Source organism: Stutzerimonas balearica DSM 6083 (assembly GCF_000818015.1).
GTDB lineage: Bacteria > Pseudomonadota > Gammaproteobacteria > Pseudomonadales > Pseudomonadaceae > Stutzerimonas > Stutzerimonas balearica.
This window is the reverse complement of sequence record NZ_CP007511.1, coordinates 3,805,638-3,827,381: the sequence shown is the minus strand read 5'-3', so window position 1 is coordinate 3,827,381 and position 21,744 is coordinate 3,805,638. Positions and strand designations below refer to the sequence as shown.

Annotated in this window: 18 protein-coding genes and 1 CRISPR repeat array; of the genes, 8 read left to right on the top strand and 10 right to left on the bottom strand. The window is 65.6% G+C overall.

Features of this window, described 5'->3' with window-relative positions; translation table 11 throughout:
- The first annotated feature begins 8 nt into the window (after positions 1 to 8).
- Positions 9 to 455 carry a hypothetical protein gene (locus CL52_RS17835; RefSeq protein WP_061337568.1) on the top strand — a complete coding sequence of 149 codons (447 nt, stop codon included), beginning with the start codon at positions 9 to 11 and terminating at the stop codon, positions 453 to 455.
- Between the two features lie 63 nt (positions 456 to 518).
- Complete coding sequence (locus tag CL52_RS17830; RefSeq protein WP_052264594.1) at positions 519 to 1,340, top strand: YdcF family protein; 822 nt, start codon at positions 519 to 521, stop codon at positions 1,338 to 1,340.
- Here CL52_RS17830 and lnt read toward each other — a convergent pair.
- The 10 genes from lnt to CL52_RS17780 all read right to left on the bottom strand — a co-directional run bounded on the left by lnt (position 1,293) and on the right by CL52_RS17780 (position 10,845).
- The gene (gene lnt / locus CL52_RS17825) at positions 1,293 to 2,810 is read right to left on the bottom strand and encodes an apolipoprotein N-acyltransferase (protein WP_043222145.1); all 1,518 of its coding nucleotides are present in this window, start codon (positions 2,808 to 2,810) and stop codon (positions 1,293 to 1,295) included. The genes CL52_RS17830 and lnt overlap by 48 nt on opposite strands.
- A gap of 126 nt (positions 2,811 to 2,936) precedes the next feature.
- Positions 2,937 to 3,785: a CorC family transporter gene (locus CL52_RS17820; protein WP_041108081.1), complete on the bottom strand. Its 849-nt coding sequence runs from the start codon at positions 3,783 to 3,785 to the stop codon at positions 2,937 to 2,939.
- A 10-nt stretch (positions 3,786 to 3,795) separates the two neighbouring features.
- Positions 3,796 to 4,278 (bottom strand): rRNA maturation RNase YbeY, encoded by a 483-nt coding sequence (gene ybeY, locus CL52_RS17815; RefSeq protein ID WP_041108079.1) that lies wholly within the window; start codon positions 4,276 to 4,278, stop codon positions 3,796 to 3,798.
- Positions 4,275 to 5,279 (bottom strand): PhoH family protein, encoded by a 1,005-nt coding sequence (locus tag CL52_RS17810; protein WP_041108077.1) that lies wholly within the window; start codon positions 5,277 to 5,279, stop codon positions 4,275 to 4,277. The genes ybeY and CL52_RS17810 overlap by 4 nt, the downstream gene beginning before the upstream one ends.
- Positions 5,280 to 5,419: 140 nt before the next feature.
- Positions 5,420 to 6,733, bottom strand: a complete 1,314-nt coding sequence (gene miaB / locus CL52_RS17805; RefSeq protein WP_043222142.1) for a tRNA (N6-isopentenyl adenosine(37)-C2)-methylthiotransferase MiaB — start codon at positions 6,731 to 6,733, stop codon at positions 5,420 to 5,422.
- Between the two features lie 86 nt (positions 6,734 to 6,819).
- Positions 6,820 to 7,356 carry a tetratricopeptide repeat protein gene (locus CL52_RS17800; RefSeq protein ID WP_043222140.1) on the bottom strand — a complete coding sequence of 179 codons (537 nt, stop codon included), beginning with the start codon at positions 7,354 to 7,356 and terminating at the stop codon, positions 6,820 to 6,822.
- Between the two features lie 112 nt (positions 7,357 to 7,468).
- Positions 7,469 to 8,080 (bottom strand): hypothetical protein, encoded by a 612-nt coding sequence (locus tag CL52_RS17795; RefSeq protein ID WP_041108071.1) that lies wholly within the window; start codon positions 8,078 to 8,080, stop codon positions 7,469 to 7,471.
- Positions 8,077 to 9,360, bottom strand: a complete 1,284-nt coding sequence (gene hemL / locus CL52_RS17790; RefSeq protein ID WP_043222137.1) for a glutamate-1-semialdehyde 2,1-aminomutase — start codon at positions 9,358 to 9,360, stop codon at positions 8,077 to 8,079. The genes CL52_RS17795 and hemL overlap by 4 nt, the downstream gene beginning before the upstream one ends.
- Before the next feature lie 46 nt (positions 9,361 to 9,406).
- On the bottom strand, positions 9,407 to 10,039 hold the full coding sequence (thiE, locus tag CL52_RS17785; protein WP_043222135.1) for a thiamine phosphate synthase: 633 nt from the start codon (positions 10,037 to 10,039) through the stop codon (positions 9,407 to 9,409).
- An 11-nt stretch (positions 10,040 to 10,050) separates the two neighbouring features.
- Positions 10,051 to 10,845 carry a hydroxymethylpyrimidine/phosphomethylpyrimidine kinase gene (locus CL52_RS17780; protein WP_041108065.1) on the bottom strand — a complete coding sequence of 265 codons (795 nt, stop codon included), beginning with the start codon at positions 10,843 to 10,845 and terminating at the stop codon, positions 10,051 to 10,053.
- Positions 10,846 to 11,112: 267 nt separating this feature from the next.
- On the opposite strand from CL52_RS17780, the gene CL52_RS17775 reads away from it, so the two are divergent.
- The 6 genes from CL52_RS17775 to cas7e all read left to right on the top strand — a co-directional run bounded on the left by CL52_RS17775 (position 11,113) and on the right by cas7e (position 21,744).
- The gene (locus tag CL52_RS17775) at positions 11,113 to 13,101 is read left to right on the top strand and encodes a sensor histidine kinase (protein WP_043222132.1); all 1,989 of its coding nucleotides are present in this window, start codon (positions 11,113 to 11,115) and stop codon (positions 13,099 to 13,101) included.
- A 121-nt stretch (positions 13,102 to 13,222) separates the two neighbouring features.
- Positions 13,223 to 14,866: an acyl-CoA dehydrogenase family protein gene (locus CL52_RS17770; protein ID WP_043222129.1), complete on the top strand. Its 1,644-nt coding sequence runs from the start codon at positions 13,223 to 13,225 to the stop codon at positions 14,864 to 14,866.
- Between the two features lie 69 nt (positions 14,867 to 14,935).
- Positions 14,936 to 15,269: a CRISPR direct-repeat array (repeat unit 29 nt; unit sequence GTGTTCCCCGCAGGCGCGGGGATGAACCG).
- A 164-nt stretch (positions 15,270 to 15,433) separates the two neighbouring features.
- Positions 15,434 to 18,166 carry a CRISPR-associated helicase/endonuclease Cas3 gene (locus tag CL52_RS17765; RefSeq protein WP_043222128.1) on the top strand — a complete coding sequence of 911 codons (2,733 nt, stop codon included), beginning with the start codon at positions 15,434 to 15,436 and terminating at the stop codon, positions 18,164 to 18,166.
- Positions 18,167 to 18,524: 358 nt separating this feature from the next.
- Positions 18,525 to 20,078: a type I-E CRISPR-associated protein Cse1/CasA gene (casA, locus tag CL52_RS17760; protein ID WP_043222126.1), complete on the top strand. Its 1,554-nt coding sequence runs from the start codon at positions 18,525 to 18,527 to the stop codon at positions 20,076 to 20,078.
- On the top strand, positions 20,075 to 20,713 hold the full coding sequence (gene casB / locus CL52_RS17755; protein WP_063613253.1) for a type I-E CRISPR-associated protein Cse2/CasB: 639 nt from the start codon (positions 20,075 to 20,077) through the stop codon (positions 20,711 to 20,713). Before casA ends, casB begins: the two co-directional genes overlap by 4 nt.
- Complete coding sequence (gene cas7e, locus CL52_RS17750) at positions 20,710 to 21,744, top strand: type I-E CRISPR-associated protein Cas7/Cse4/CasC (RefSeq protein ID WP_041108056.1); 1,035 nt, start codon at positions 20,710 to 20,712, stop codon at positions 21,742 to 21,744. Before casB ends, cas7e begins: the two co-directional genes overlap by 4 nt.

Sequence of the window (21,744 nt, the reverse complement as noted above, 5' to 3'; positions counted from 1 at the left end):
AGCTAGAGATGATCAAAGAGCCACCGGATCGGGGCAACCTGTACGGGCGTGTGCTGCGGCGCCTGTCCCTGGCGTTGGAGCAGGCCGAGCGTGATGGATCGGCCGGCGTCGGCGAGGCGGGCGAGCTCGAGGTCGACGGCCTGACACCTGCCGAATGCGAGCTGATCAGGGCCTACCTGAGCGGTGACGAACGCTGGCTGTCGGGCTGGCATGCCGCCGCTCAGGAGCATGCCCGCCTGTCTCGCCCGCGCCCTAAGACCGTGGTGCGTGGCGCACCGGAAAAACGCTCGGCACCGCGCGAGGCACAGAACCGCTTTGCCCTGCGCCAGTCGCTCAATTGTGCGCTGTGCCAGGCCGAGGTGCATTGGCCGGAAGGTGCCGGACCTGCCTGCTGCGAGGCCTGCGGGTCGCAGCTGTTGCGCGCTAGGCGCTTGCGTCGGCATGAGCGGCACTGATGCAGCGCCGTAAGGCTAGCGGTTAGAGTGGCGGGCACCTGCTGAGAGACAAGGGGTTGCCGGGTGCCGATTCGCTATTTCTTCAAACAGCTGCTACTTCCTCCGGGCGGCTTTGTGCTGCTGCTGGCCTGTGCCTGGCTCCTGCGGCGCCGTCGGCCGCGGTTCGCCGCGCTGTGCTTCGCCATCGGTCTTGGCGGCCTGACGGCAATGAGCCTGCCGGTGTTCGTCGAGTGGGGTGCCAGACTGCTCGAGCGTGAGCCGGCGCTGGCCGAGGCGCGCTGGGGCGGGCTGGCAGCCGAGGCGGGAGCCATCGTCGTGCTCGGCGCCGGGCGTGAGCTCGCCGATCCGGCCTGGGGCGGCGACCAGCCGGGCCATCTGGCGCTCGAGCGGCTGCGCTATGCGGCACGTCTGGCGCGTGCCAGCGGGCTGCCGATCCTCACCAGCGGCGGGCTGCACTTCGGCCAGCCGCCGAGCGAGGCATACATCGGTGCCGAGGTATTGCAGCGCGACTTCCAGGTGCCGACCCGCTGGCTGGAGGAGCGCAGCCGTACGACCTGGGAGAATGCTGTCTACAGTGCGCAGATGCTCAAGGCGGCGGGCATCGATCGGGTCGTGCTGGTGACCTCTGCGGTGCACATGCCGCGCTCGCGCTGGTGCTTCGAGCAGAACGGCATCGAGGTCGTCGCCGCACCGGTGGGGTTCATGGGCGTGCCCAACGGGCGCCCGCTGGGTGGTTGGCTCCCGGAAGCCAAAGCGGTGTGGCAGACCAGCCTGCTGATCAACGAGGCCGCCGGAATGCTCCTTTATCCGCTGCTGTACCGCCCAGCGGTGGGCGTATCACCCGCGCCCCCGGTTGCGGCCGATCAAGGCCCAGCCCAGCAGTAACGAACAGACCAGCACCAGCGGCCAGGAGCGCCAGCGCAGGTAGGGCGTCAGCCCTTGCATGGCGCTGACTTCTCCGTAAAGCACGGCCTCTTCGAACTGCGGCACCCCTTCGGTAACGCGGCCGAACGGGTCGATCAGCACGGTGATGCCGTTGTTCGTCGCGCGGATCATCCAGCGGCCGGCTTCCAGCGCGCGCATCTGGGCCATCTGCAGGTGCTGCAGCGGGCCGATGGAGCGGCCGAACCAGGCGTCGTTGCTCACCGTCAGCAGCAGGTCGCTGTCGGCGGCGAGTGCGGCGGCGAATTCCGGGTAGACCACCTCGTAGCAGATATAGGGAGCGATCTGCAGCCCCTTGGCCTGCAGCAGTGGTTGGCCAGGCTGGCCGCGGGCGAAGTCGGACATGGGCAGGTCGAAGAAGGCGATCAGTCCGCGCAGCAGGTCCTGCAGCGGAACGTACTCGCCGAAGGGGACGAGTTTCTGCTTGAGGTAGGTGCCGCTGCCTTCGCCGGTGACCGTCAGGCCGTTGTAATAGCGCAGTTCGCCGGCATCGTTGGGCTGGCGTACCGGCACCCCGGTGATCAGCGCCGAATCGCGCTGTCGGGCGAAGCCGGCCATCATCGACAGGTAGCCTTCGGCATGTTCCTTGAGGATCGGTACGGCGGTTTCCGGCCAGACGATGAGGTCGGCGGGTCGGCTGCGGAAGGTCATGTCGCGGTACAGCACCAGCTGCATTTCCAGCTGCTTGGGATCCCACTTGAGGCTCTGGTGGACATTGCCCTGCACCGCCACGACGCTCAGCGGGTCGCCCTTGGGTTGCGTCCAGGCATACTCGTCGAGCAGCGCTCCGGTCAGCCAGGGCGCAACCAGCAGTAGGGCCGCGGCGGCCAGCTGCGAGGGCCGACCGCGCATGCGCGGCAGGTTTACCAGCAGTGCCGCGCTGAGGCTGATGGCAAAGGTCAGGAGCCAGACGCCGCCTAGCGGCGCGAGCCCGGCGAGCGGCCCATCCAGCTGACTGTAGCCGGCATAGAGCCACGGAAAGCCGGTCAGCAGCCAGCCGCGCAGGGCGTCCAGCGCGAGCCACAGGGCGGCGAAGCCAAGTGCGTCGCGCAGGGGTGTCTGCTGTCCACGCAGCCAGCGCGCCCAGAGCCAGCCGAAGAGCATGAAGAACAGCGCCAGCCCGGCGACGAAGCCAAGCGTCAGCAGGCCGGCCAGCGCCGGCGAGGCCGCGCCGAAGTCGTGGATGCTGACGTAGACCCAGCTCACGCCGGAAGCGAACAGGCCGAAACCGTAGCACCAGCCGCGTCGCGCAGCCTGGCCCGGGGCGAGTTCGCGCAGACCGAGGAACAGGAGGGCGATAGAGACGAGCGCCAGCGGCCAAAGGTCGAACGGCGCCAGCGCCAGCGTGGTAAGCGTGCCTGCGACAAGCGCCAGCAGATTGCCGAGCCAGCCGGGACGGGTGATCCAGGACATCGATTTTCCTTGCGGGACAAATGCAGGCGAGGCTACGGCCATGCTCGGCCTGCCGCAAGCGAAGCGCGTTTATGTGGCGGGGCGCAGGCCGCGTGGCGGTAGAAACCCGCCACGGCCCGCGGTCGCTCAGTGTGCCTCGCGCTCCAGGCGCGACAGGCGCAGCATGTGGACGCGGCGGCTGTCGGCATTGAGCACGCGCACACGGAAACCGTCGATCTCGATCACTTCGTTGCGCTTGGGCAGATGGCCGAAGGCATTCATCACCAGGCCGGCGACGGTGTCGAACTCGTCGTCGGGGAAGGCGACCTCGAAGTAGTCGTTGAACTCGTCGATCGGCGTCAGCGCCTTGACCAGGAAATCGCCGGAGGGCAGCGGGCGGATATAGCTGTCTTCCTCGACGTCGTGCTCGTCCTCGATGTCGCCGACGATCTGCTCCAGCACGTCCTCGATGGTGACCAGGCCGGCGACGCCGCCATATTCATCGATGACCACGGCCATGTGGTTGTGGTTGGCGCGAAACTCGCGCAGCAATACGTTCAGGCGCTTGGATTCGGGCACGAAGGTGGCCGGGCGCAGCAGATCCTTGATGTTGAAGCTCTGCTGTTCGCCTTGCAGGACCAGCGGCAGCAGATCCTTGGCCAGCAGGATGCCGATCACCTCGTCGAGGCTCTCGCCGACTACCGGGTAGCGCGAATGCGCGGCTTCGATGATTGCCGGAAGGAACTCTCGCGGCGACTGGTCGGCGCGAATGCTGATGACCTGCGAGCGCGGCACCATGATGTCGCGCACCTGCAGGTCGGCGACCTGGATGGCGCCCTCGACGATGGCCAGGGCCTCGCTGTCGAGCAGCTTGTTGTCGTGGGCCTCGCGCAGGATTTCCAGCAGCTCCTGGCGGTTCTTGGGTTCGTGGGCAAAAGCCTGGGTGATTTTCTCCAGCCAGGACTTCTGCCCGCTGATCGATCGGTCTTCGCTCATGTCGTGTGGCTCAGTGGTCCATGCGGTGGCCCGTTTCGGGCTGTTGTTCGGCATAGGGGTCGGGGTGGCCGAGTTCGGCCAGAAGCTCGCGTTCCAGCGCTTCCATTTCCTCGGCCTCGTCGTCCTCGATATGGTCGTAACCCAGCAGATGCAGGCAACCGTGGATGACCAGGTGGGCCCAGTGCGCCTGGCTCGGCTTGCCCTGCTCGGCGGCTTCGCGCTCGACCACTGGCGCGCAGATCACCAGGTCGCCGAGCAGCGGAATGTCGAGGATGCCGTCTGGCACATCGGCCGGAAACGACAGCACGTTGGTGGCGTAGTCCTTGTGCCGCCAGGTGCGGTTGAGCTCGCGCCCTTCGGCTTCGTCGACCACCCGAATGGTCAGCTCGGAATCGGCGCTGCGTTGCCGCAGGGCCAGCTCGCACCAGCGTTGGAAATCGGCCTGCGACGGCGCTTGCGCCTCCGAGGCCAGCTGCAGATCGAGTTCGATCACGACGGCGATTCCTGATTCGCCCGTCGGGCCGGCATCGGCTGCGGGTCTTCGAAGGCGTCGTAGGCCTCGACGATGCGCTGCACCAGGGGGTGGCGCACCACGTCCTTGGGCTGGAAATGGGTGAAGCTGATGCCCTTGACGTCGCGCAGCACGTCGATCACGTGCGCCAGGCCGCTCTTGGTGCCGCGCGGCAGGTCGACCTGGGTGATGTCGCCGGTGATCACCGCGGTGGAGCCGAAGCCGATACGCGTCAGGAACATCTTCATCTGCTCCTGGGTGGTGTTCTGGCTCTCGTCGAGGATGATGAAGCTGTTGTTCAGCGTGCGGCCGCGCATGTAGGCCAGCGGTGCAATCTCGATCACCTGCTTCTCGATCAGCCGCGCCACGTGCTCGAAGCCGAGCATTTCGTAGAGTGCGTCGTACAGCGGACGCAGATAAGGATCGATCTTCTGCGCCAGGTCGCCGGGCAGGAAGCCGAGTTTCTCGCCGGCTTCGACCGCCGGGCGGACCAGCAGGATGCGCCGTACCTGTTCGCGCTCCAGTGCATCCACCGCACAGGCGACCGCCAGATAGGTCTTGCCGGTGCCTGCCGGGCCGATGCCGAAATTGATGTCGTTGTCGAGGATGGCCTTGACGTAGCGCTGCTGATTGGCCCCGCGCGGGCGGATGTTGCCCTTGCGCGTGCGCAGGCTCACGCCCTGGTTGGCGCTGGGGTTGGCCAGCTCCTCCATGCCCGACTCCTGCAGGAACAGGTGGACCATGTCCGGCGACAGCTCGGTGGTCTTGGTTTCGCGGTAGAGGCGGCGCAGCAGGTTTTCCGCGGACTTGGCAGCGTCCTGCGGGCCGACCAGTTCGAACTGGTTGCCGCGGTTGCGGATTTCCAGGGCCAGGCGCTGTTCGATCAGTCGCAGGTGCTCGTCGAACTGGCCGCAGAGGTTGGCGAAGCGGCGTGCTTCAAAGGGTTCGAGGGTGAAGCGATGAGGTTCTATGGGTGCGTTCAAGGGCTTTCGATATGGCCGTAGGCGGCGAATTGGTGAAAAGAGAATAGCGCCGCCGCGGCAAAGCCGAAAGCTGGCGCTTGTTCGGTCCCCGGGCCGGTTGGCGTCGGTCAGTCCGGCCGGGCACCGAGGCGCGGGCCTGCTCAGCCGAGCAGACTGCCACGCAGCGAGTGCGGCAGGGCGTCGTCGATGTGGACTTCGACGAACTGGCCGATCAGTCGCGGGTTGTCGCAGCGGAAATTGACGATGCGGTTGTGCTCCGTGCGGCCCTGCAGCATGCCCGGGTCCTTCTTGGAGTAGTCGGTCACCAGAATGCGCTGCGTCGTGCCGACCATTCGTCGGCTGTTCTCGAAGCCCTGCTCGTTGAGCCGGTGCTGCAACACGGCGAGGCGCTGCTTCTTGACCTCCTCGGGCGTGTCGTCGTTCAGGTCCGCGGCCGGCGTGCCGGGGCGGGCGCTGTAGACGAACGAGTAGGAAAAGTCGAAGCCGACGTCTTCGATCAGCTTCATGGTCTGCTCGAAATCCTTCTCGGTCTCGCCGGGAAAACCGACGATGAAGTCCGAACTGATCAGGATGTCGGGCACCGCGGCCTTGAGCTTGCGGATGCGCGACTTGTATTCGAGCGCCGTGTGGTTGCGTTTCATTGCCGCCAGCACCCGGTCCGAGCCCGACTGCACAGGCAGGTGCAGGTACTTCACCAGCTGCGGAATCTCGGCATGTGCCTGGATGATCGCATCGGAGAATTCCAGCGGGTGGCTGGTGGTGTAGCGAATGCGCTCGATGCCCTCGATCGCCGCGACGGCGTGCAGCAGATCGGCAAAATCGCTGCCGTCATGGCGGTAGCCGTTGACGTTTTGGCCGAGCAGCGTCACTTCCTTCACACCGTTTTCGGCCAGGTGGAGGATTTCCCCAAGCACGTCCGGTAACGGCCGGCTGACTTCCTCGCCGCGGGTGTAGGGCACCACGCAGAAGGTGCAGTACTTGCTGCAGCCTTCCATGACCGAGACGAAGGCGCTCGGGCCGTCGACCCGGGGCTCGGGCAGGCGGTCGAACTTTTCGATCTCGGGGAAGGAAATGTCCACCTGCGGCGTGCGGGTGCTGCGCGCCGCATCGATCATCTCCGGCAGGCGGTGTAGCGTCTGCGGGCCGAACACGACGTCCACGTAGGGTGCACGATCGCGGATGGCTGCGCCTTCCTGGCTGGCCACGCAACCGCCGACGCCGATCACCAGTTGCGGGTTCTCCTGCTTCAGCTCGCGCCAGCGGCCGAGCTGGGAAAAGACCTTTTCCTGGGCCTTCTCGCGGATCGAGCAGGTGTTGAGGAGGATCACGTCGGCATCGGCCGGGTTCTCGGTGATCTCCATGGCCTGGTGTTCGCCCAGCAGGTCAGCCATGCGCGAGCTGTCGTACTCGTTCATCTGGCAGCCGTGGGTTTCGATGAAAAGCTTGCGGGACATGTTACGGGCCGGCGTTGTTCAAAAAATGACCGGCGATTATAAGCGTCCGCAGGGGAGGGGGAAAGCGCGCGATCGTCGCCTGGCCGTCAGGGCGCGAACGGCGAGTCGGCGGCCTGCAGTTCCAGCAGGTACTCGCGGAAGATCTGCCCGAGCACCTGGGTGGCGATCTCCAGCTCGTCACGGCGCATCTGCGTCGAGACGCGGTCGGCGGTGTCCAGCGCATCCTCGTCGCCGTTGACCGCCGCCATCTTCAGCACGATGTAGGCCTGCACGTTGTTGGCCGGTACGCCCTCGCCGCGAAAGAACATGATGCCCAGGCGATGCTGCGCGGTGGCATGGCCCTTGAGCGAGGCTTGCTCGAACCAGTACAGCGCCTTGTTCAGGTCGCGTGGGGCACGCTTGCCGTCATGGTAGAACTCGCCCAGTTCGAAGGCCGCCTGGGCGTCGCCTTCGCTAGCCGCCTGCTGGCAGGCGCGCAGCGCCGTCGGCAGTTCCTCGGGCAACGCATTGAGCGCACAGCGTGCCGTCGCGGGCACCAGCAGCGAATTGCCACCGGCCATCGTCATCGTCGGTAACGCGAGGAGCAGACAGCCCAAAGACAGGATGCGGCCGGTGCGGGTCATCAATTGGAGCGCCTCGAGGATCAGGGCGTTTTAACGAACTGCCGGGCAAACGCGTCGGCTGTCACATTATGGATAAGCTGCCGACAGCTTACAAAGCCTTTCGGGCAGTCGTTCAGCCATTTGCCAGCGGCTCCGCCGACCGGCCGAGGCGGCGTAGCAGCAGTGCCAACAGTGGGGCCGCCAGCGCCAGCGCAAAAGTCGCCGCGACGTCCCCGTGCGGGCCGGCCCACGCCGCCGCCAGTAGAAGCAGCCCGCCCAGCGCGCCCGCCAGGGCCGCATGCCGATCCGGCCAGCGGACGAGGCCGGCGTAGGTCACCAGCAGTGCGCTGAGCAGGCTCAGGCCAAGTGCGTATGGTTCGCTGGCGCCGAACTGGCGCGCCAGCTCGAAGAACGCGCACAGCCCCAGCAGCAGGCGGCCCCAGGTCGGCCCGCTCCAATGCCAGCCGCGTGCGCTGGCAAGGCAGGCCAGCGCAATCAGCGGTACGCCGAGCTGCAGCGTGGCCTGCTCGAACCAGACCTGCACCGCCCCGGTGGCTATGCCGATGCTGCTGGCCAGGCGGCAGGCGCCGAGCGCGGTTGCCAGCCCGAGGCCGAGCAGGGCGCAGAACAGCGCCGGCCGCTCGGCCTCGCCCGCCTGACGGCGCAGGCAGCCGACCGCCAATGTCGAGGCGCCAGCGGTGAGCGCCAGGGCGGCGGCCGCGAGCACCTGCGGCAACGCGCTCATTTCAGCTTGGCGAACGCACGCTCGGCGGCATCGAGGGTGATTTCCAGCTCTGCCGCGCCATGCGCGATCGAGGTGAAGCCCGCCTCGAAGGCGCTCGGGGCGAGATAGACGCCACCTTCGAGCATCAGGTGGAAGAACTGCTTGAAGCGCTCCACATCACTGGCCATGACGTCGGCGAAGGTAACGATCTCGCTCGCCTCGCTGAAATAGAGGCCGAACATGCCACCGACCTGGGTGGTGACAAAGGCGACGCCCGCCGCGTCGGCGCGTGCCTTGAGGCCATCGAGCATGCGCGTGGTGTAGTCACTCAGTTCGGCGTGGAAGCCGGGGCGGCTGATCAGCTCCAGCGTGGTCAGGCCGGCGGCCATCGCCAGCGGATTGCCTGACAGCGTACCGGCCTGGTAGACCGGGCCGAGCGGGGCGATCTTTTCCATGATGGCGCGCTTGCCGCCAAAACAGCCGACCGGCATGCCGCCGCCGATGATCTTGCCGAAGGTCGACAGGTCCGGTGTCACGCCGTAATAGGCCTGGGCACCACCGAGGGCGACGCGAAAGCCGGTCATCACCTCGTCGAAGATCAATACCACGCCATGCGCGTCGCACAGGCGGCGCAGGCCCTGGAGGAAGCCCGGCGCCGGCGGCACGCAGTTCATGTTGCCAGCCACGGGCTCGACGATGATGCAGGCGACCTGCTCGCCCTTCTCCTCGAGCGTGGCCTGGACTTCGGCCAGATCGTTGTAGGCCAGGGTCAGGGTGTGCTTGGCGAAGTCCGCCGGCACGCCGGCCGAGCTCGGCACGCCCTGGGTCAGGGCACCGGAGCCAGCCTTGACCAGCAGGCTGTCGGAGTGGCCGTGGTAGCAGCCTTCGAACTTGATGATCGCGTCGCGCCCGGTGTAGCCACGGGCCAGGCGGATGGCGCTCATGGTCGCCTCGGTGCCGGAGCTGACCATGCGCACCATCTCCATCGACGGCACCAGCGCGCAAACGCGCTCGGCCATCGCCGTTTCCATCGCAGTCGGCGCGCCATAGGACAGGCCGTGGTCAAGTTGCCGGCGTACGGCATCGAGGACCTGTGGGTGGCTGTGACCGAGGATCGCCGGCCCCCAGGAACCGACGTAATCCACATAGCGCTTGTCGTCCTCGTCGATGACATAGGCGCCCTCGGCATGCTTGAGGAACAGCGGCGTGCCGCCAACGCTGCGGAAAGCACGAACCGGCGAGTTCACGCCGCCGGGGATGTGGGTCTGGGCCTGGTTGAAAAGCGCTTCGGAACGGGACATGCGGGGCCTCGCGGAAAACAGCGGCGGTGACGACCGCCGCGGATGGTCAGATGGGTTCGAACAACTGGCTGAACGCGCGCGCGCGGCGCTCGACCTCGGCGGCCGAGTCGGCGGCGAACAGCGCATGGATGACCGCCACCAGGCTGGCGCCGGCAGCGATGAGGGATGTGGCGTTATCCAGGGTGACGCCGCCGATGGCGACGATCGGCAGGTGCAGCCGGCGGCGAGCCTGCTCGAGCAGGGCGAGATCGGCGCCAGGCGCACCCGGCTTTGTGCGTGAGTCGAAGAAGCGGCCGAAGGCGACATAGCTGGCGCCTTCGCTGGCCGCCTGCTCGGCGAGTTCCAGGCGCGCATGGCAGGTCGCGCCGATGACCGCCTGGCGGCCGAGCAGGGCTCGTGCTGCCGACAGCGAGCCGTCGTCCTGGCCCAGGTGCAGGCCGACGCCCAGGCGTGCGGCAAGCTCGGCGTCATCGTTGATGATCAGCTCGGCGCCGTAGCGTTCGCAGAGCGCCTGCAGCGCCTGAGCCTCGCGCAAACGGCGCTGTTCTTCAGGCGACTTGTCGCGGTACTGCAGCAGCCGTGCGCCGCCGCGCAGCGCCGCCTCGGCGTAGGGCAGCAGGCGACCGTCGGCAAGCAGATGGCTGTCGGTGATGGCATAGAGGCCACGAAGCGTTTTCATTACGGGCTGCCTCACTCCAGATCCAGCGGCAGGCGCCGCGGGATGTACTGCCCACGTCCCGGCGCTTCGGCATCGCGCAGCGTGCGCCAGGTGTAGTCGAGCGCGCTGCGCACGGCTCCGGCGACGTCCTGGCCGAGCGCCAGGCGGCCGGCCAGGGCGCTGGCCAGTGTGCAGCCGGAGCCGTGATAGCTGCCCGGCAGGCGCGCGCAGGTGAAGTCGTGACGGCTGCCATCACGACTGTAGAGCCGGTTGTGCACTTCATGCTCGTCGCCATGGCCGCCAGTGATCAGCAGGTGCTCGATGTGCGGCAACAGCCGCTCGGCGCATTCGTCTGCCGTGCCCTCGGGCAGCTCGGCGAGGATGCGCGCTTCGGGCAGGTTTGGTGTGGCAATGGTCGACGCCGGGAACAGCCGCTCGCGCAGGGCATAGCCGACTTCGTCCTTGCCCAGCGAGCCGCCGCCGCCGGCGCGCAGCACCGGGTCGCAGACCAGTGGCACGCCAGGCAGGCGGCGCATGATCTCGAGCACCGTCTCGACCATTTCCACCGAACCGAGCATGCCGAGCTTGACCGCCGCGACCGGCAGGTCGGCGATGATCGCCTCGGCCTGGGCCAGCACCCAGGCGCGATCCAGTACGCGAAAATCGGAAACGTCGACGGTGTCCTGCACGGTCAGCGCGGTGACCGCCGGTGCAGCGTGGCACTGCTGCGCCAGCAGCGCCTCGATGTCGGCCTGCAGGCCGGCGCCGCCGACCGGGTCATGGCCGGACAGGCAGAGAACGACGGGGCGCGACGTGGGGGTGGTCATGCGGCTGTTTTCCTGCGCTGGGCCGCGCCGCACCGGCAAAGCATGCCTGCGCTGGCGGGCGGGGACTGACATGGCGCGAGAGCTTATCATCAAACCCCGCTGGCCGGTCGCGGGCTGGCGATGTGCCGCAACACCGGCGGCGGTAGTCTGAGCCTACCTGGTGGCGAAAAGCGTCCGTCCGTCCCGACGGGTTTTTCGTGATTCCACTTTGATAACTGCGGCGCTAATGTCACACCCTGTTGTTCGACCAGCCCGCCGAGAGGCCTCATGGGACGTCTGTTGTTCATCTTCCTGCTCGGCTTGCTGTCGACGCCCGCCGTGGCGGTCGAATTCGACGAGCATGTCGGTCGTCTGCCGCTCGGCCACCATCTGCAGGTGTTCGAGGACCCCAGCGGAAAGGCCGACATCACCGAGGTGAGCGCCCTGCCTGACGAACGGTTCACGGCCAACGAGCGGCCGGTGCTCAATGCCGGCTACTCGCGCTCGGCCTTCTGGCTGCGGCTGGACCTGACCTACCGTCCCGAGGTGGCCGACAGCGCGCGGCGCTGGCTGCTGGAACTGGCCTATCCGCCGCTGGATGACATCCAGCTCTTCGTCCCGGCGGCCGAGGGCGGCTATCGCCTGGCCTGGCGAACCGGCGACACCCACCCGTTCGACAGTCGGCAGTTCCGCCAGGCCGACTACCTGTTCGCACTCGATCTGCAGCCGGCGCAGCCGCAGCGCGTCTACCTGCGCGTGCAAAGCCAGGGATCGGTGCAGGTGCCGCTGACCCTCTGGACCGAAAACGCCTATCTCGAACAGCAGCCAGGCCGGATCTATGTGCTCGGGCTGATCTACGGCGTGCTGCTGGTGATGCTGGTGTACAACCTGTTCGTCTACCTCAGCATCCGCGACATCAGCTACCTCTATTACATCGCCTACATCGCTGCCTTTGGTCTCTATCAGGTGTCAGTCAACGGCGCCGGCGTACAGTACTTCTGGCCCGACAACCCGCACTGGGCGAACCTCGCCACACCCCTGCTGATCGGCGCCGCGGGCTTGTTCGGCTGCCAGTTCACCCGCAGCTTCCTGCAGACCGATCGGCACAGCCCGTGGATCGATCGCCTGCTGATCCTGATGATGGCCATGGCGGCGGTGGTCATGGCGCTGGCGGTGTGGGTCGACTACAGCCTGTCGCTGCGTGCGGCGACATTGCTGGCCCTGCTGTTCACGCTCGTGGTATTCGCCGCGGGCATCGCCGCCTGGGTCCGCGGCATGCGCATGGCACGCTATTTCGTCATCGCCTGGAGTGCGCTGCTCGTCGGCGGGCAGATCAACACCCTGATGGTGCTGGGCTACCTGCCGCACAGCTTCTTCACCATGTACGCCAGCCAGATCGGCTCGGCGATCGAAGTGGCGCTGCTTTCCCTCGCCCTGGCCGACCGTATCAATACGCTGCGCGATGAGCGCACGGCGATCCTCGAGGCGACCGGCGCCGAGCTGGCCTCGCTCAACCGCCAGCTGGCCGAAAGCAACCGCCTCAAGGACGAGTTCCTCTCGACCGTCAGCCATGAGCTGCGCACGCCGATGATGGGCGTGACCGGGGCCCTGCAGCTGCTGCCCGAAGCCGATAGCGCCGAGGAGCGCGAGCAGTTCCAGGGCATTGCCGAAGGCTCGGCCGCCACCATGCTGGGCATGATCGACGACCTGCTGCTGCTCTGCGAGCTGCGCGCCAACCGGGTATCGCCACGGCCGATGGTGTTCTCCCTGCGTGCGCTCGGCGACGGGCTGCGCCAGCGATTCGAGGGCTTGGCCCAGGCCAAGGGGCTGATCCTGCGAGTCGAATGCGATGCGCGCCTGGACGAGACGCTCGTCGGTGACGAAGAGCGCATCCGGCAATGCCTGACCCGCCTGCTGGACAACGCCATCAAGTTCACCGACCACGGCGGTGTGACCCTGCGCCTGGTCTGTCTGGCCGAGCAGGGCGAGGCGTTGTCGGTGCGTCTGGAGGTGATCGACAGCGGGATCGGTTTCGCCGCGGCGGAGGGCGACGGGCTGGTCTACGAGCATTTCCGCCAGCTCGACGGCTCGCTGACCCGACGCCATGGCGGCCTGGGTATCGGCCTGGCGATCAGCAGCCTGCTGGCCAGGGTGCTGGGCGGGCAGCTCGAACATCGCTCGAGCCCGGGCGCCGGCAGTTGCTTCGCCCTCAGCCTGAGCCTGCCGCATAGCGCCGTGGCCTGCGGTGCCGAGCGCTGCAACGAGCGGGTCGCCTGAGACGCGAGGCGCATCCGCCAGCGGGGGATCGCCGGGCGCTTTGGCCGAAACCTCGCTTCAGCCCTCTCGGTGATCGTGCTTCACTCATCTGATCGCCCCGGTCGATCGAGAGGAGCCCGCCATGTTGCACAACGCCTGCGCCGATACCCACGAGGTCACCAACCAGGTGCCGCCACTGGACGGGGCCAACCTCTACCGCCTCGACGTGCCGTTGCAACAGTGGATCGCGCGCTTCGGCGGCGGCTGGGCCGAGCAGCGGCTGGACGCCTACGGCGCGCTCGCCGGTGGACCGCTGATGGGCGCCAGCTTTCTCGCCAACGAGAACAAACCGGTGCTGCGCAGTCATGACCGCTACGGCCATCGCATCGACCAGGTCGACTTCCACCCGGCCTACCACGAGCTGATGCGCTGCGCCGTCGAGCACGGCATCCCCTCGCTGCCCTGGGCCAACCCCCAGCCCGGTGCGCAGGTCGCGCGCGCCGGCCTGATGTACCTGCACAATCAGGCCGAGGCCGGTACCAGCTGCCCTCTGACCATGACCTACGCCAGCGTGCCGGCGCTGCGCCTGCAGCCAGACCTTGCCGAGCGCTGGCTGCCGAAGATCCTTGCCACCGAATATGACCCGCGCAACGTGCCGATGGAGGACAAGGCCGGTGTCACCATCGGCATGGCGATGACCGAGAAGCAAGGCGGCACCGACGTGCGCGCCAACACCACCCGCGCCTTGCCGCTCGGTGCCGGTGGACCGGGGCAGGCCTACGAGCTGGTCGGCCACAAGTGGTTCTGCTCGGCGCCGATGTGCGACGCCTTCCTGACCCTGGCGCAGACCGACAAGGGCCTGTCCTGCTTCCTGCTGCCGCGCCATCGCCCGGACGGCACGCGCAATGCGTTCCAGATCCAGCGCCTGAAGAACAAGCTCGGCAACTGGGCCAACGCCTCCAGCGAAGTGGAGTTTCGCGGCGCGCTGGCCTGGATGGTCGGCGACGAGGGCCGCGGCGTGCCGACCATCATCGAGATGGTCGCCTCGACCCGTTTCGACTGCATGATCGGCTCCAGCTCCCTCATGCGCCAGGCGCTGACCCAGGCGTTGCACCATTGCCGGCATCGGCTGGTCGGCGGCCGCGCATTGCTCGACCAGCCGCTGATGCAGAACGTGCTCGCCGACCTGGCGCTGGAGAGTGAAGCGGCGCTGGCGCTGACCCTGCGCATGGGGCACGCACTGGACAACCGGGCCGACGAGGCCCAGGACAAGTTCGCCCGCCTGGTCACCGCGGTGGGCAAGTACTGGATCTGCAAACGCGCCCCGGAAATGATCGCCGAGGCCAGCGAGTGCCTGGGTGGTGCCGGCTACGTCGAGGAAACCATCCTGCCGCGCCTCTACCGCGAGGCGCCGGTCAACTCCATCTGGGAGGGCTCGGGTAACGTGCAATGCCTGGACGTGCTGCGCGCACTGTCGAAGGAGGCCGGTGTGCTCGACGTCTTCTTCGCCGAGCTCGGTGACGGCCAGGGCGACCGCGATCTGGCGGCGCATATCGCCCGCCTCAAGCGCGACCTGCACGACACCGACGACATCCAATACCGCGCCCGCCAGCTCACCGAAGACATGGCCATCGCGCTGCAGGCCAAGCTACTGCTCGAAGCCGGCAACAGCGCCGTGAGCGACGCCTTCATCGCCAGCCGCCTGGCCACCAGCCGCCGTGCCTACGGCACCCTGCCGCGCGGCATCGCACTGCCGCCAATCCTCGACCGCTCCAGCCCGGACTGACCGACCGGCAGGCGCGGTAGATTGCGGCGATAGGGATTTTCCATTGCCCATCAGACGCTTACGATTGGAGTGTTCCCCGCAGGCGCGGGGATGAACCGCGACGTAGCAGTCATATTCGTCATGCCAATGCGTGTTCCCCGCAGGCGCGGGGATGAACCGCGGTACCTGTTTTGGACTTCCAAGCTTTGGCAGTGTTCCCCGCAGGCGCGGGGATGAACCGTTCAGCACGTCATGCAGCACCAGGGCCTTCGGGTGTTCCCCGCAGGCGCGGGGATGAACCGGCCTGGATCGAGACCAACCTCCCCCACCTGGAGTGTTCCCCGCAGGCGCGGGGATGAACCGGCTTGGAATGCTCGCCTCCGCTCTGGCGTGAAGTGTTCCCCGCAGGCGCGGGGATGAACCGCTGACGGGCCTATAGTCACGAGTTTCCTTGGCATACATGAAAACTTTACCTGTTCGCACGTCCAGTATTCCGCCATGGCGCGGCAAGCCGCTAGGCTGCGATATCAAATGGCTACCTTAGGTCTTGCCAGCAAACGGTGAGACACGCTTTCAGGGAGATAGAAAGTGACGGTCCCATCTTTCTTTGCTTATTGGGGAAAGGCATCCGCGCAGGGTGAGAGTGGCGAGCGCTTTCACCTTTTGCCTTTTCATTCCCTTGATGTGGCGGCCTGCGGCCAGACTCTGATTAAGCTGCCGCATTTTTCCCTGCAGCCTTTGGCTCGTGAGCTGGGCTGGCCGCTGAGCCAGGTCGAATCGCTGTTCGTGCTGTTCCTGGCACTGCATGACCTGGGTAAGTTCGCCCGATCCTTCCAAGGGCTAGTTACCGACCTTTCCCCCGATTTAGTTCCGGCAGACCGTGACAAGCCCTATACGAAGCGACACGACACCTTGGGCTGGATGCTCTGGTGCGAGGATTTTGCGAGCGAATCAGAGACTGCGTTCTTGCCAGATGCCTCTCATGAGTTCTGGGGTGTTTGGCTACGTGCAGTGGTCGGTCATCACGGCAAGCCTCCGCAGGAGCATGAGTCAGGTGGCCTGATCGCGTTCGACGCGAGCGAACACTTTCTGCGCTCGGACCGGCGCGCTGCACACGCCTTCGTTGACGAGCTCGCGAGCTGGCTGTGCCCGAGAGAAATCCCGCCCCCCGAACGTAAACAACTGGTGGTGTTGAAGCGGCACGCCTGGCGGCTGGCAGGCTTGGCGGTCCTCGCGGATTGGTTGGGCTCCAATCAGGTGCACTTCCCCTACCGAAGCGACCCGACGGTCCTGACTGACTACTGGCTGCATGCCCAGCAACAGGCGCGGGAGGCTGTAACCTCCGCTGGGCTGGAGTGGCACGCGATTCGCCACTGGCCCCATCCGCAGCAACTGTTCGATTACCTCACCGATCCGACCCCATTGCAGCAGTACGCCGCTACGGTCGAGCTAGAAGGCGGGCCTCAGCTGTTCCTGTTGGAAGACGTGACGGGCGCGGGAAAGACCGAGGCTGCACTGATCCTCAGTCAGCGCCTCATGCAGAACGGTTTGGCGCACGGCCTGTATTTCGCGCTGCCGAGCATGGCCACCGCCAACCAGATGTACCAGCGGGTCGGCAGTATCTACCGGCGCCTTTATGCTCCAGGCGCGCTTCCATCGCTCGTTCTGTCCCATGGGGCCCGGCAACTGGTCGAAGGCTATCGGCAAAGCGTGTTGCATGCTTCCGACCAACCGGACGACGGCCGCTATAAGTCAGATGAAGGAACGGCCAGCGCGCAATGCAATGCATGGCTTGCCGACAACCGCAAGAAGGCTTTGCTGGCCGATGTGGGTGTCGGCACGCTCGATCAGGCGCTGCTGGCCGTCTTGCCCGCTCGGCACCAATCGCTGCGGCTCCTGGGCCTGGCGGGCAAGGTCTTGCTGGTCGACGAGGTGCACGCCTACGACCCGTACATGTTGTCGCTACTAAAAAATCTGTTGATTGCTCATGCCCGTCAGTGTGGCAGCGTGATCCTGCTCTCGGCGACGCTGCCGCTCGATGTTCGGAACCAGTTGTTGCAAGCCTATCGTTCAGGGCTGGGATGCGGCGATGGAGAAGATCTGGGCGACGCGCGTTATCCATTGGCCGTGCAGGCCGGCCAGAAGTTGCACAGCTACGCCTGCGCAACGCGGCCCCAGGTGCGTCGGAAAGTTCAGGTCAGTGCATTGCATGACGAGGAATCGGTACTGGCTCTCATCGCTGAGCAAGCGCGGGCGGGCCGCTGCATTGCCTGGATTCGCAACACCGTGAGCGATGCGCGCCGTGCGCACGCCCTGCTGACCGAACGGATGCAGGCTTCGGACGTGATGCTGTTCCACAGCCGCTACGCGATGGGCGATCGCCTGGATATCGAAAATGCCGTGCTGGCCCGTTTCGGCAAGCACTCGTCGGCTGCGCAGCGCAAAGGCAGAGTGCTGGTCGGCACCCAAGTGCTTGAGCAGAGTCTCGATTTCGACGTCGATCTGATGGTGTCCGATCTCGCCCCCATTGATCTCGTGATTCAACGTGCCGGGCGTTTGCAGCGGCACGCACGGCAGGCTAATGGCGATCCGGCAGCCGACGGTGTCGAGCAACGTGCCGCGCCGATGCTGTATCTGCTGACACCTGAACCCGTCGATGAACCGAAGGCCGATTGGTACGCCTCGATGTTTCCCAAGGGCTGCTTCGTCTATCCGGACGCCGGAAAGCTATGGCTCGGCGCACGAGCGTTGTTGGCGGCCGGCCACCTCGTCACGCCGGGCGAAGCGGGGCAGGCCGGTGCTGTGCGGGAGTTGGTCGAGGCGGTGTATGGCGTGGATGAACAGTCCGTGCCCGAGGCGCTGCAAAAGTCCAGTCGGGATCAGATTGGCGAAGGCATGGCGATGCAAAGCCAGGCGCACTTCAACGCCTTGAAGCTGGACATGGGGTACTGCATCGACAGCAGTGCGCGCTGGTATGAGGACAATCAAGTGCCAACCCGGCTTGGCGATGAAACCCAGACGCTTTATCTCGCCCTCTGGCGCGACGGAGAGTTGCAGCCGCTGTGCGACTCCGGGTTGTACTGCTGGGAGCGCTCGGCCGTAAACGTCCGGGCGGAGCAGGCGCGTGCGCTGGCTCCGGATTGGCAGCAGCGCTTCGGTGGCGCGGTGGAGCGTCTGCGAAAGGGCTACAGGTTGCTCGAGGAGCCGGCATTCGTCTTGCCGCTGGCTGCGGAGGGCGGGGCGTTGATAGCCAAGGTTTTGGATGCGCGCGGCCGGTTGGTCGAGATGCGCTATGACCGGGAAAGCGGGCTGAGTTGGTAGGGCGTCCTTGCCCGACGCCCCGCATTGGCGGGGAACTGGTTGAAGAGCAACCATCAAGCCGGTTCATTCCTTCGAGGGAAGGCGGCAACGCATCTTAGCGGGCTGCGAGGCAGTTTTGGAGTGCAAGAGATGGTTTAAGAAAAAACAGCAAGCCTTGTGGTTTTTACTTTTGGCTGCTTTACTGCCTCCTGTCAAACCTTGGGGAGGTCGGTATGAGTGCGGCTATGGCACTGATTGCGCAGGCGGTAGAGAACTATGGGGTGACTGGTGGGCTGGGTTGATGGGGTTTCTACTGCTGCTAATTCTGTCTCGTGTCAAGCGTGTTCGGATCTTCATTCAGGTCGACAAGGAGTGAGTCGTGAATTTGTTGCTTAATCGTTGGTTGAAGGCTTCGGGCCGCTCCGAGAAGGTCAATAGCATTTCAGTTGCTGAGCTGGGCGAAGTGAATTGGTGTGAGCTAGTAACGGAACGACCCGACTTCCGCGGCGCGCTGTATCAGTTCCTGATCGGCTTGCTGCAAACCGCCTATGCACCGCAAGACCTGCAGGAATGGCGCGATCGCTACGCAAATCCGCCAAGCCGGGATGAGCTGGAAGCCGCGTTTGGACCCTATCGCCATGCCTTTTTGCTGGGAAACGATGGCCCGGCGTTCATGCAGGATCTTGCACTGCCGGACGAAGCCAATCAGCTGCCGGTGCTGGAGCTGCTGATCGATGCGGGGTCGTCCAGCAACCTGTACTTCAACAAGCCGGCAGCCGATCACGGGCTATGCGAGCACTGCTTCGCTCAGGCCGTGTTGACCCTCCAACTGAACGCACCGGCCGGTGGTCGCGGCGTGCGTACCTCGCTTCGCGGTGGCGGCCCGCTGACTACCTTGCTGCGTCCGGCGGATGAGCAGGCCAGTCTCTGGCAAAAACTCTGGCTGAACGTGATACCGCAGGACGCGCTCGGTTACCCGCCCATCACATCCCTGAGCGATGTGCTGCCTTGGCTGGCACCGACGCGTACCAGCGATGACAAGGGCGGGGCGGATACGCCACCCGAGTCGGTCCATCCGCTGCAGGCGTACTGGGGCATGCCGCGTCGGATCCGGTTAGATCAGTCCACGGTAGGTCAGGGCGACTGCGCGATATGCGCTGCCAAGGATGTGCGGCTGATCCATCACTACCGAACCCGGCATGGGGGCACCAACTACACGGGCAATTGGATGCATCCGTTGACGCCCTATCACCTCGACGCAAAGGGCGAGAAGCCGCCGATTTCCTGCAAAGGACATCAGGCAGGACGGGGTTATCGCGATTGGTTGGGGTTGGTGCTGGGCAACGAAGACCACCAGCCGGATGCGGCGCTTGCGGTTTCCCGTTTTAACGCCCGGCCTGGCATGCCGCGGGTGCGCCTGTGGTGCTTCGGCTTCTCAATGTCGAACATGAAGGCGCTCTGCTGGTACGACAGCATGTTGCCGGTGCATTCCATTGGTACAGATGTGCTGCGCGACTTCACCAAGAGCGTCAAGCGGCTGCTCGACTCCGCCGAGTCGATGGCGAGCGCGCTGCACAAGCAAGTCAAGGCTGCCTGGTTTCGTCGCCCAGGCGATACCGGTAGCGAGCCTGCGGTGCTGCAAAGCTTCTGGCAGGCCACCGAACCCACCTTCTATCACCTGCTGAACGAGCTTGCCGCGCTGGACTTCGACGGCGACAGGAAAGTCGTTCCTATGTACCGCCGCTGGTTGCGAGACACCCGGCAACAGGTGCTGGCGCTATTCGATCATTGGGTGCTCAGCGGCCCGCTCGAGGATCAGGACATGCAGCGCATCGTGAAAGCGCGCGCCGACCTTGCCAAGGAGCTCAATGCAGGCAAGGCCATGAAGCCGCTATGGGAAATCGTCAACCGGTATGACAGGGAGCCGGCATGAGGCCAAGAAAGCTGAAGTTGAATGACGCGCAGCAGCATTGGGTGCGCGACTGGTGGCGCGCGTTGCAACCCCGAGGCGAAGGCGACGCACCCTTGCCAGGTCCGCTCTGGACGATGGGGCGTGGCGAGCGTGCCCAATTGCGCCGGTGCGCGGATGTGGACGAATTGCTTGGGCATGCCTCCACGCTGCTGTTAGCTGAACGTCTGATCGCCTTGGACGAGGGCGGCTGCTTGCCCGATGAGCCTTACAGCTATGAACGGCTGGCTTGGATCGCTGGTGTGCTGGCGATGGTCAAGAATGACGCCCGCGACGGCAAGAGCCTGGCGTGGCGCCTTGGTCATGGCGCCGGGCACGATCGGCCGAAGATGAGTGAGTTGCGCTTCAAAGCGATGCAGCGCAGCCCTGGCGTACCCGACCTTTTTCGCCACTGGCGCAGGGCCGTGCAGCTGGCCGATCGCGACGTGGACGTGGCGAGGCTGGCCGACGATCTGCTCAGCTGGCAGATCGAGCTGGGGCACTCGACTGTTCGCGCCAGCGATGGCGTCAAGTTTCGCTGGGCCTGCGATTACTACCTGAGCGCCCGGGATCGGGCTGCCATCGATCAAACCGAATCCAACAAGGAGATTGCTCAATGACCCGATTCGTCCAACTGCACCTGCTCACCTCCTATCCGCCTTCCAACCTCAACCGCGATGACTTGGGCAATCCGAAAACCGCGCGTCTGGGTGGCGTCGAACGGCTGCGGGTTTCTTCGCAAAGCCTCAAGCGCGCCTGGCGCACCTCAGAGCTGTTTCAACAGGCCTTGGCCGGCAATATCGGGACGCGAACCAAGCGGCTAGGGGTGGAAGCATTCGATGCGCTGATTGCCGCAGGTGTCGGCGAGAAGCAGGCGAAGGAATGGGCCGGACAGATGGCTAAGGTCTACGGGGCGGTGAAGAAGGACAACCCGCTGGAGATCGAGCAACTGGTCCACATTGCACCGCAGGAGCGGGCTACGCTCGATGCGCTGGTTGCTACCCTGGCGCGGGAAAAGCGCGGCCCCAGCGATGAAGAGCTCGATGCGCTGCTGCATGCCCAGACTGCAGTGGACATCGCCATGTTCGGCCGCATGCTCGCCGCGAAAACCGAGTTCAACGGCGAGGCGGCCGTGCAGGTGGCCCATGCCATCGGCGTGCATGCCTCGGCCGTCGAGGATGACTATTTCACCGCCGTTGACGACCTCAACAGCACTGACCCAGGTGCCGCGCATATCGGTGAGTCCGGTTTCGCCGCCGCTGTCTTTTATCAATACCTGTGTATCGACCGGGACCTCCTGAAGAGAAATCTCGGCGGCGACGAGGCACTGACGCAAAAGGCGCTGCGGGCCCTCGCCCAGGCGGCCCTGACCGTTGGACCCAACGGCAAACAAAACAGCTTCGCCAGCCGGGCTTATGCCCATTTCGGCCTGGCGGAGAAAGGCAGCCAACAGCCGCGTTCGCTTTCGCTCGCGTTCGTCAAGCCGGTCAGCGGAGGCGATTACGCCAGCGAAGCGGTGACGGTGCTCGAGCGCGTGCGTGCCAACATGGACAAGGTCTACGGCGCCTGTGCCGACAGCCACAACCAGTTCAACGTGCTGGCCGGGGAGGGTTCGGTCGCTGACTTCCTCGATTTCGTCGCAGCGGAGTGA

What these genes read in the sequence shown, in the direction of transcription:
- CL52_RS17820 (WP_041108081.1), bottom strand. Translation starts at nt 3,785, where the DNA reads ATGAGCGAAGACCGATCGATCAGCGGGCAGAAGTCCTGGCTGGAGAAA.
- miaB (WP_043222142.1), bottom strand. Translation starts at nt 6,733, where the DNA reads ATGTCCCGCAAGCTTTTCATCGAAACCCACGGCTGCCAGATGAACGAG.
- hemL (WP_043222137.1), bottom strand. Translation starts at nt 9,360, where the DNA reads ATGTCCCGTTCCGAAGCGCTTTTCAACCAGGCCCAGACCCACATCCCC.
- cas7e (WP_041108056.1), top strand. Translation starts at nt 20,710, where the DNA reads ATGACCCGATTCGTCCAACTGCACCTGCTCACCTCCTATCCGCCTTCC.
- CL52_RS17835 (WP_061337568.1), top strand. Translation starts at nt 9, where the DNA reads ATGATCAAAGAGCCACCGGATCGGGGCAACCTGTACGGGCGTGTGCTG.
- lnt (WP_043222145.1), bottom strand. Translation starts at nt 2,810, where the DNA reads ATGTCCTGGATCACCCGTCCCGGCTGGCTCGGCAATCTGCTGGCGCTT.
- CL52_RS17780 (WP_041108065.1), bottom strand. Translation starts at nt 10,845, where the DNA reads ATGACCACCCCCACGTCGCGCCCCGTCGTTCTCTGCCTGTCCGGCCAT.
- casB (WP_063613253.1), top strand. Translation starts at nt 20,075, where the DNA reads ATGAGGCCAAGAAAGCTGAAGTTGAATGACGCGCAGCAGCATTGGGTG.
- CL52_RS17770 (WP_043222129.1), top strand. Translation starts at nt 13,223, where the DNA reads ATGTTGCACAACGCCTGCGCCGATACCCACGAGGTCACCAACCAGGTG.
- thiE (WP_043222135.1), bottom strand. Translation starts at nt 10,039, where the DNA reads ATGAAAACGCTTCGTGGCCTCTATGCCATCACCGACAGCCATCTGCTT.
- CL52_RS17795 (WP_041108071.1), bottom strand. Translation starts at nt 8,080, where the DNA reads ATGAGCGCGTTGCCGCAGGTGCTCGCGGCCGCCGCCCTGGCGCTCACC.
- CL52_RS17800 (WP_043222140.1), bottom strand. Translation starts at nt 7,356, where the DNA reads ATGACCCGCACCGGCCGCATCCTGTCTTTGGGCTGTCTGCTCCTCGCG.
- CL52_RS17775 (WP_043222132.1), top strand. Translation starts at nt 11,113, where the DNA reads ATGGGACGTCTGTTGTTCATCTTCCTGCTCGGCTTGCTGTCGACGCCC.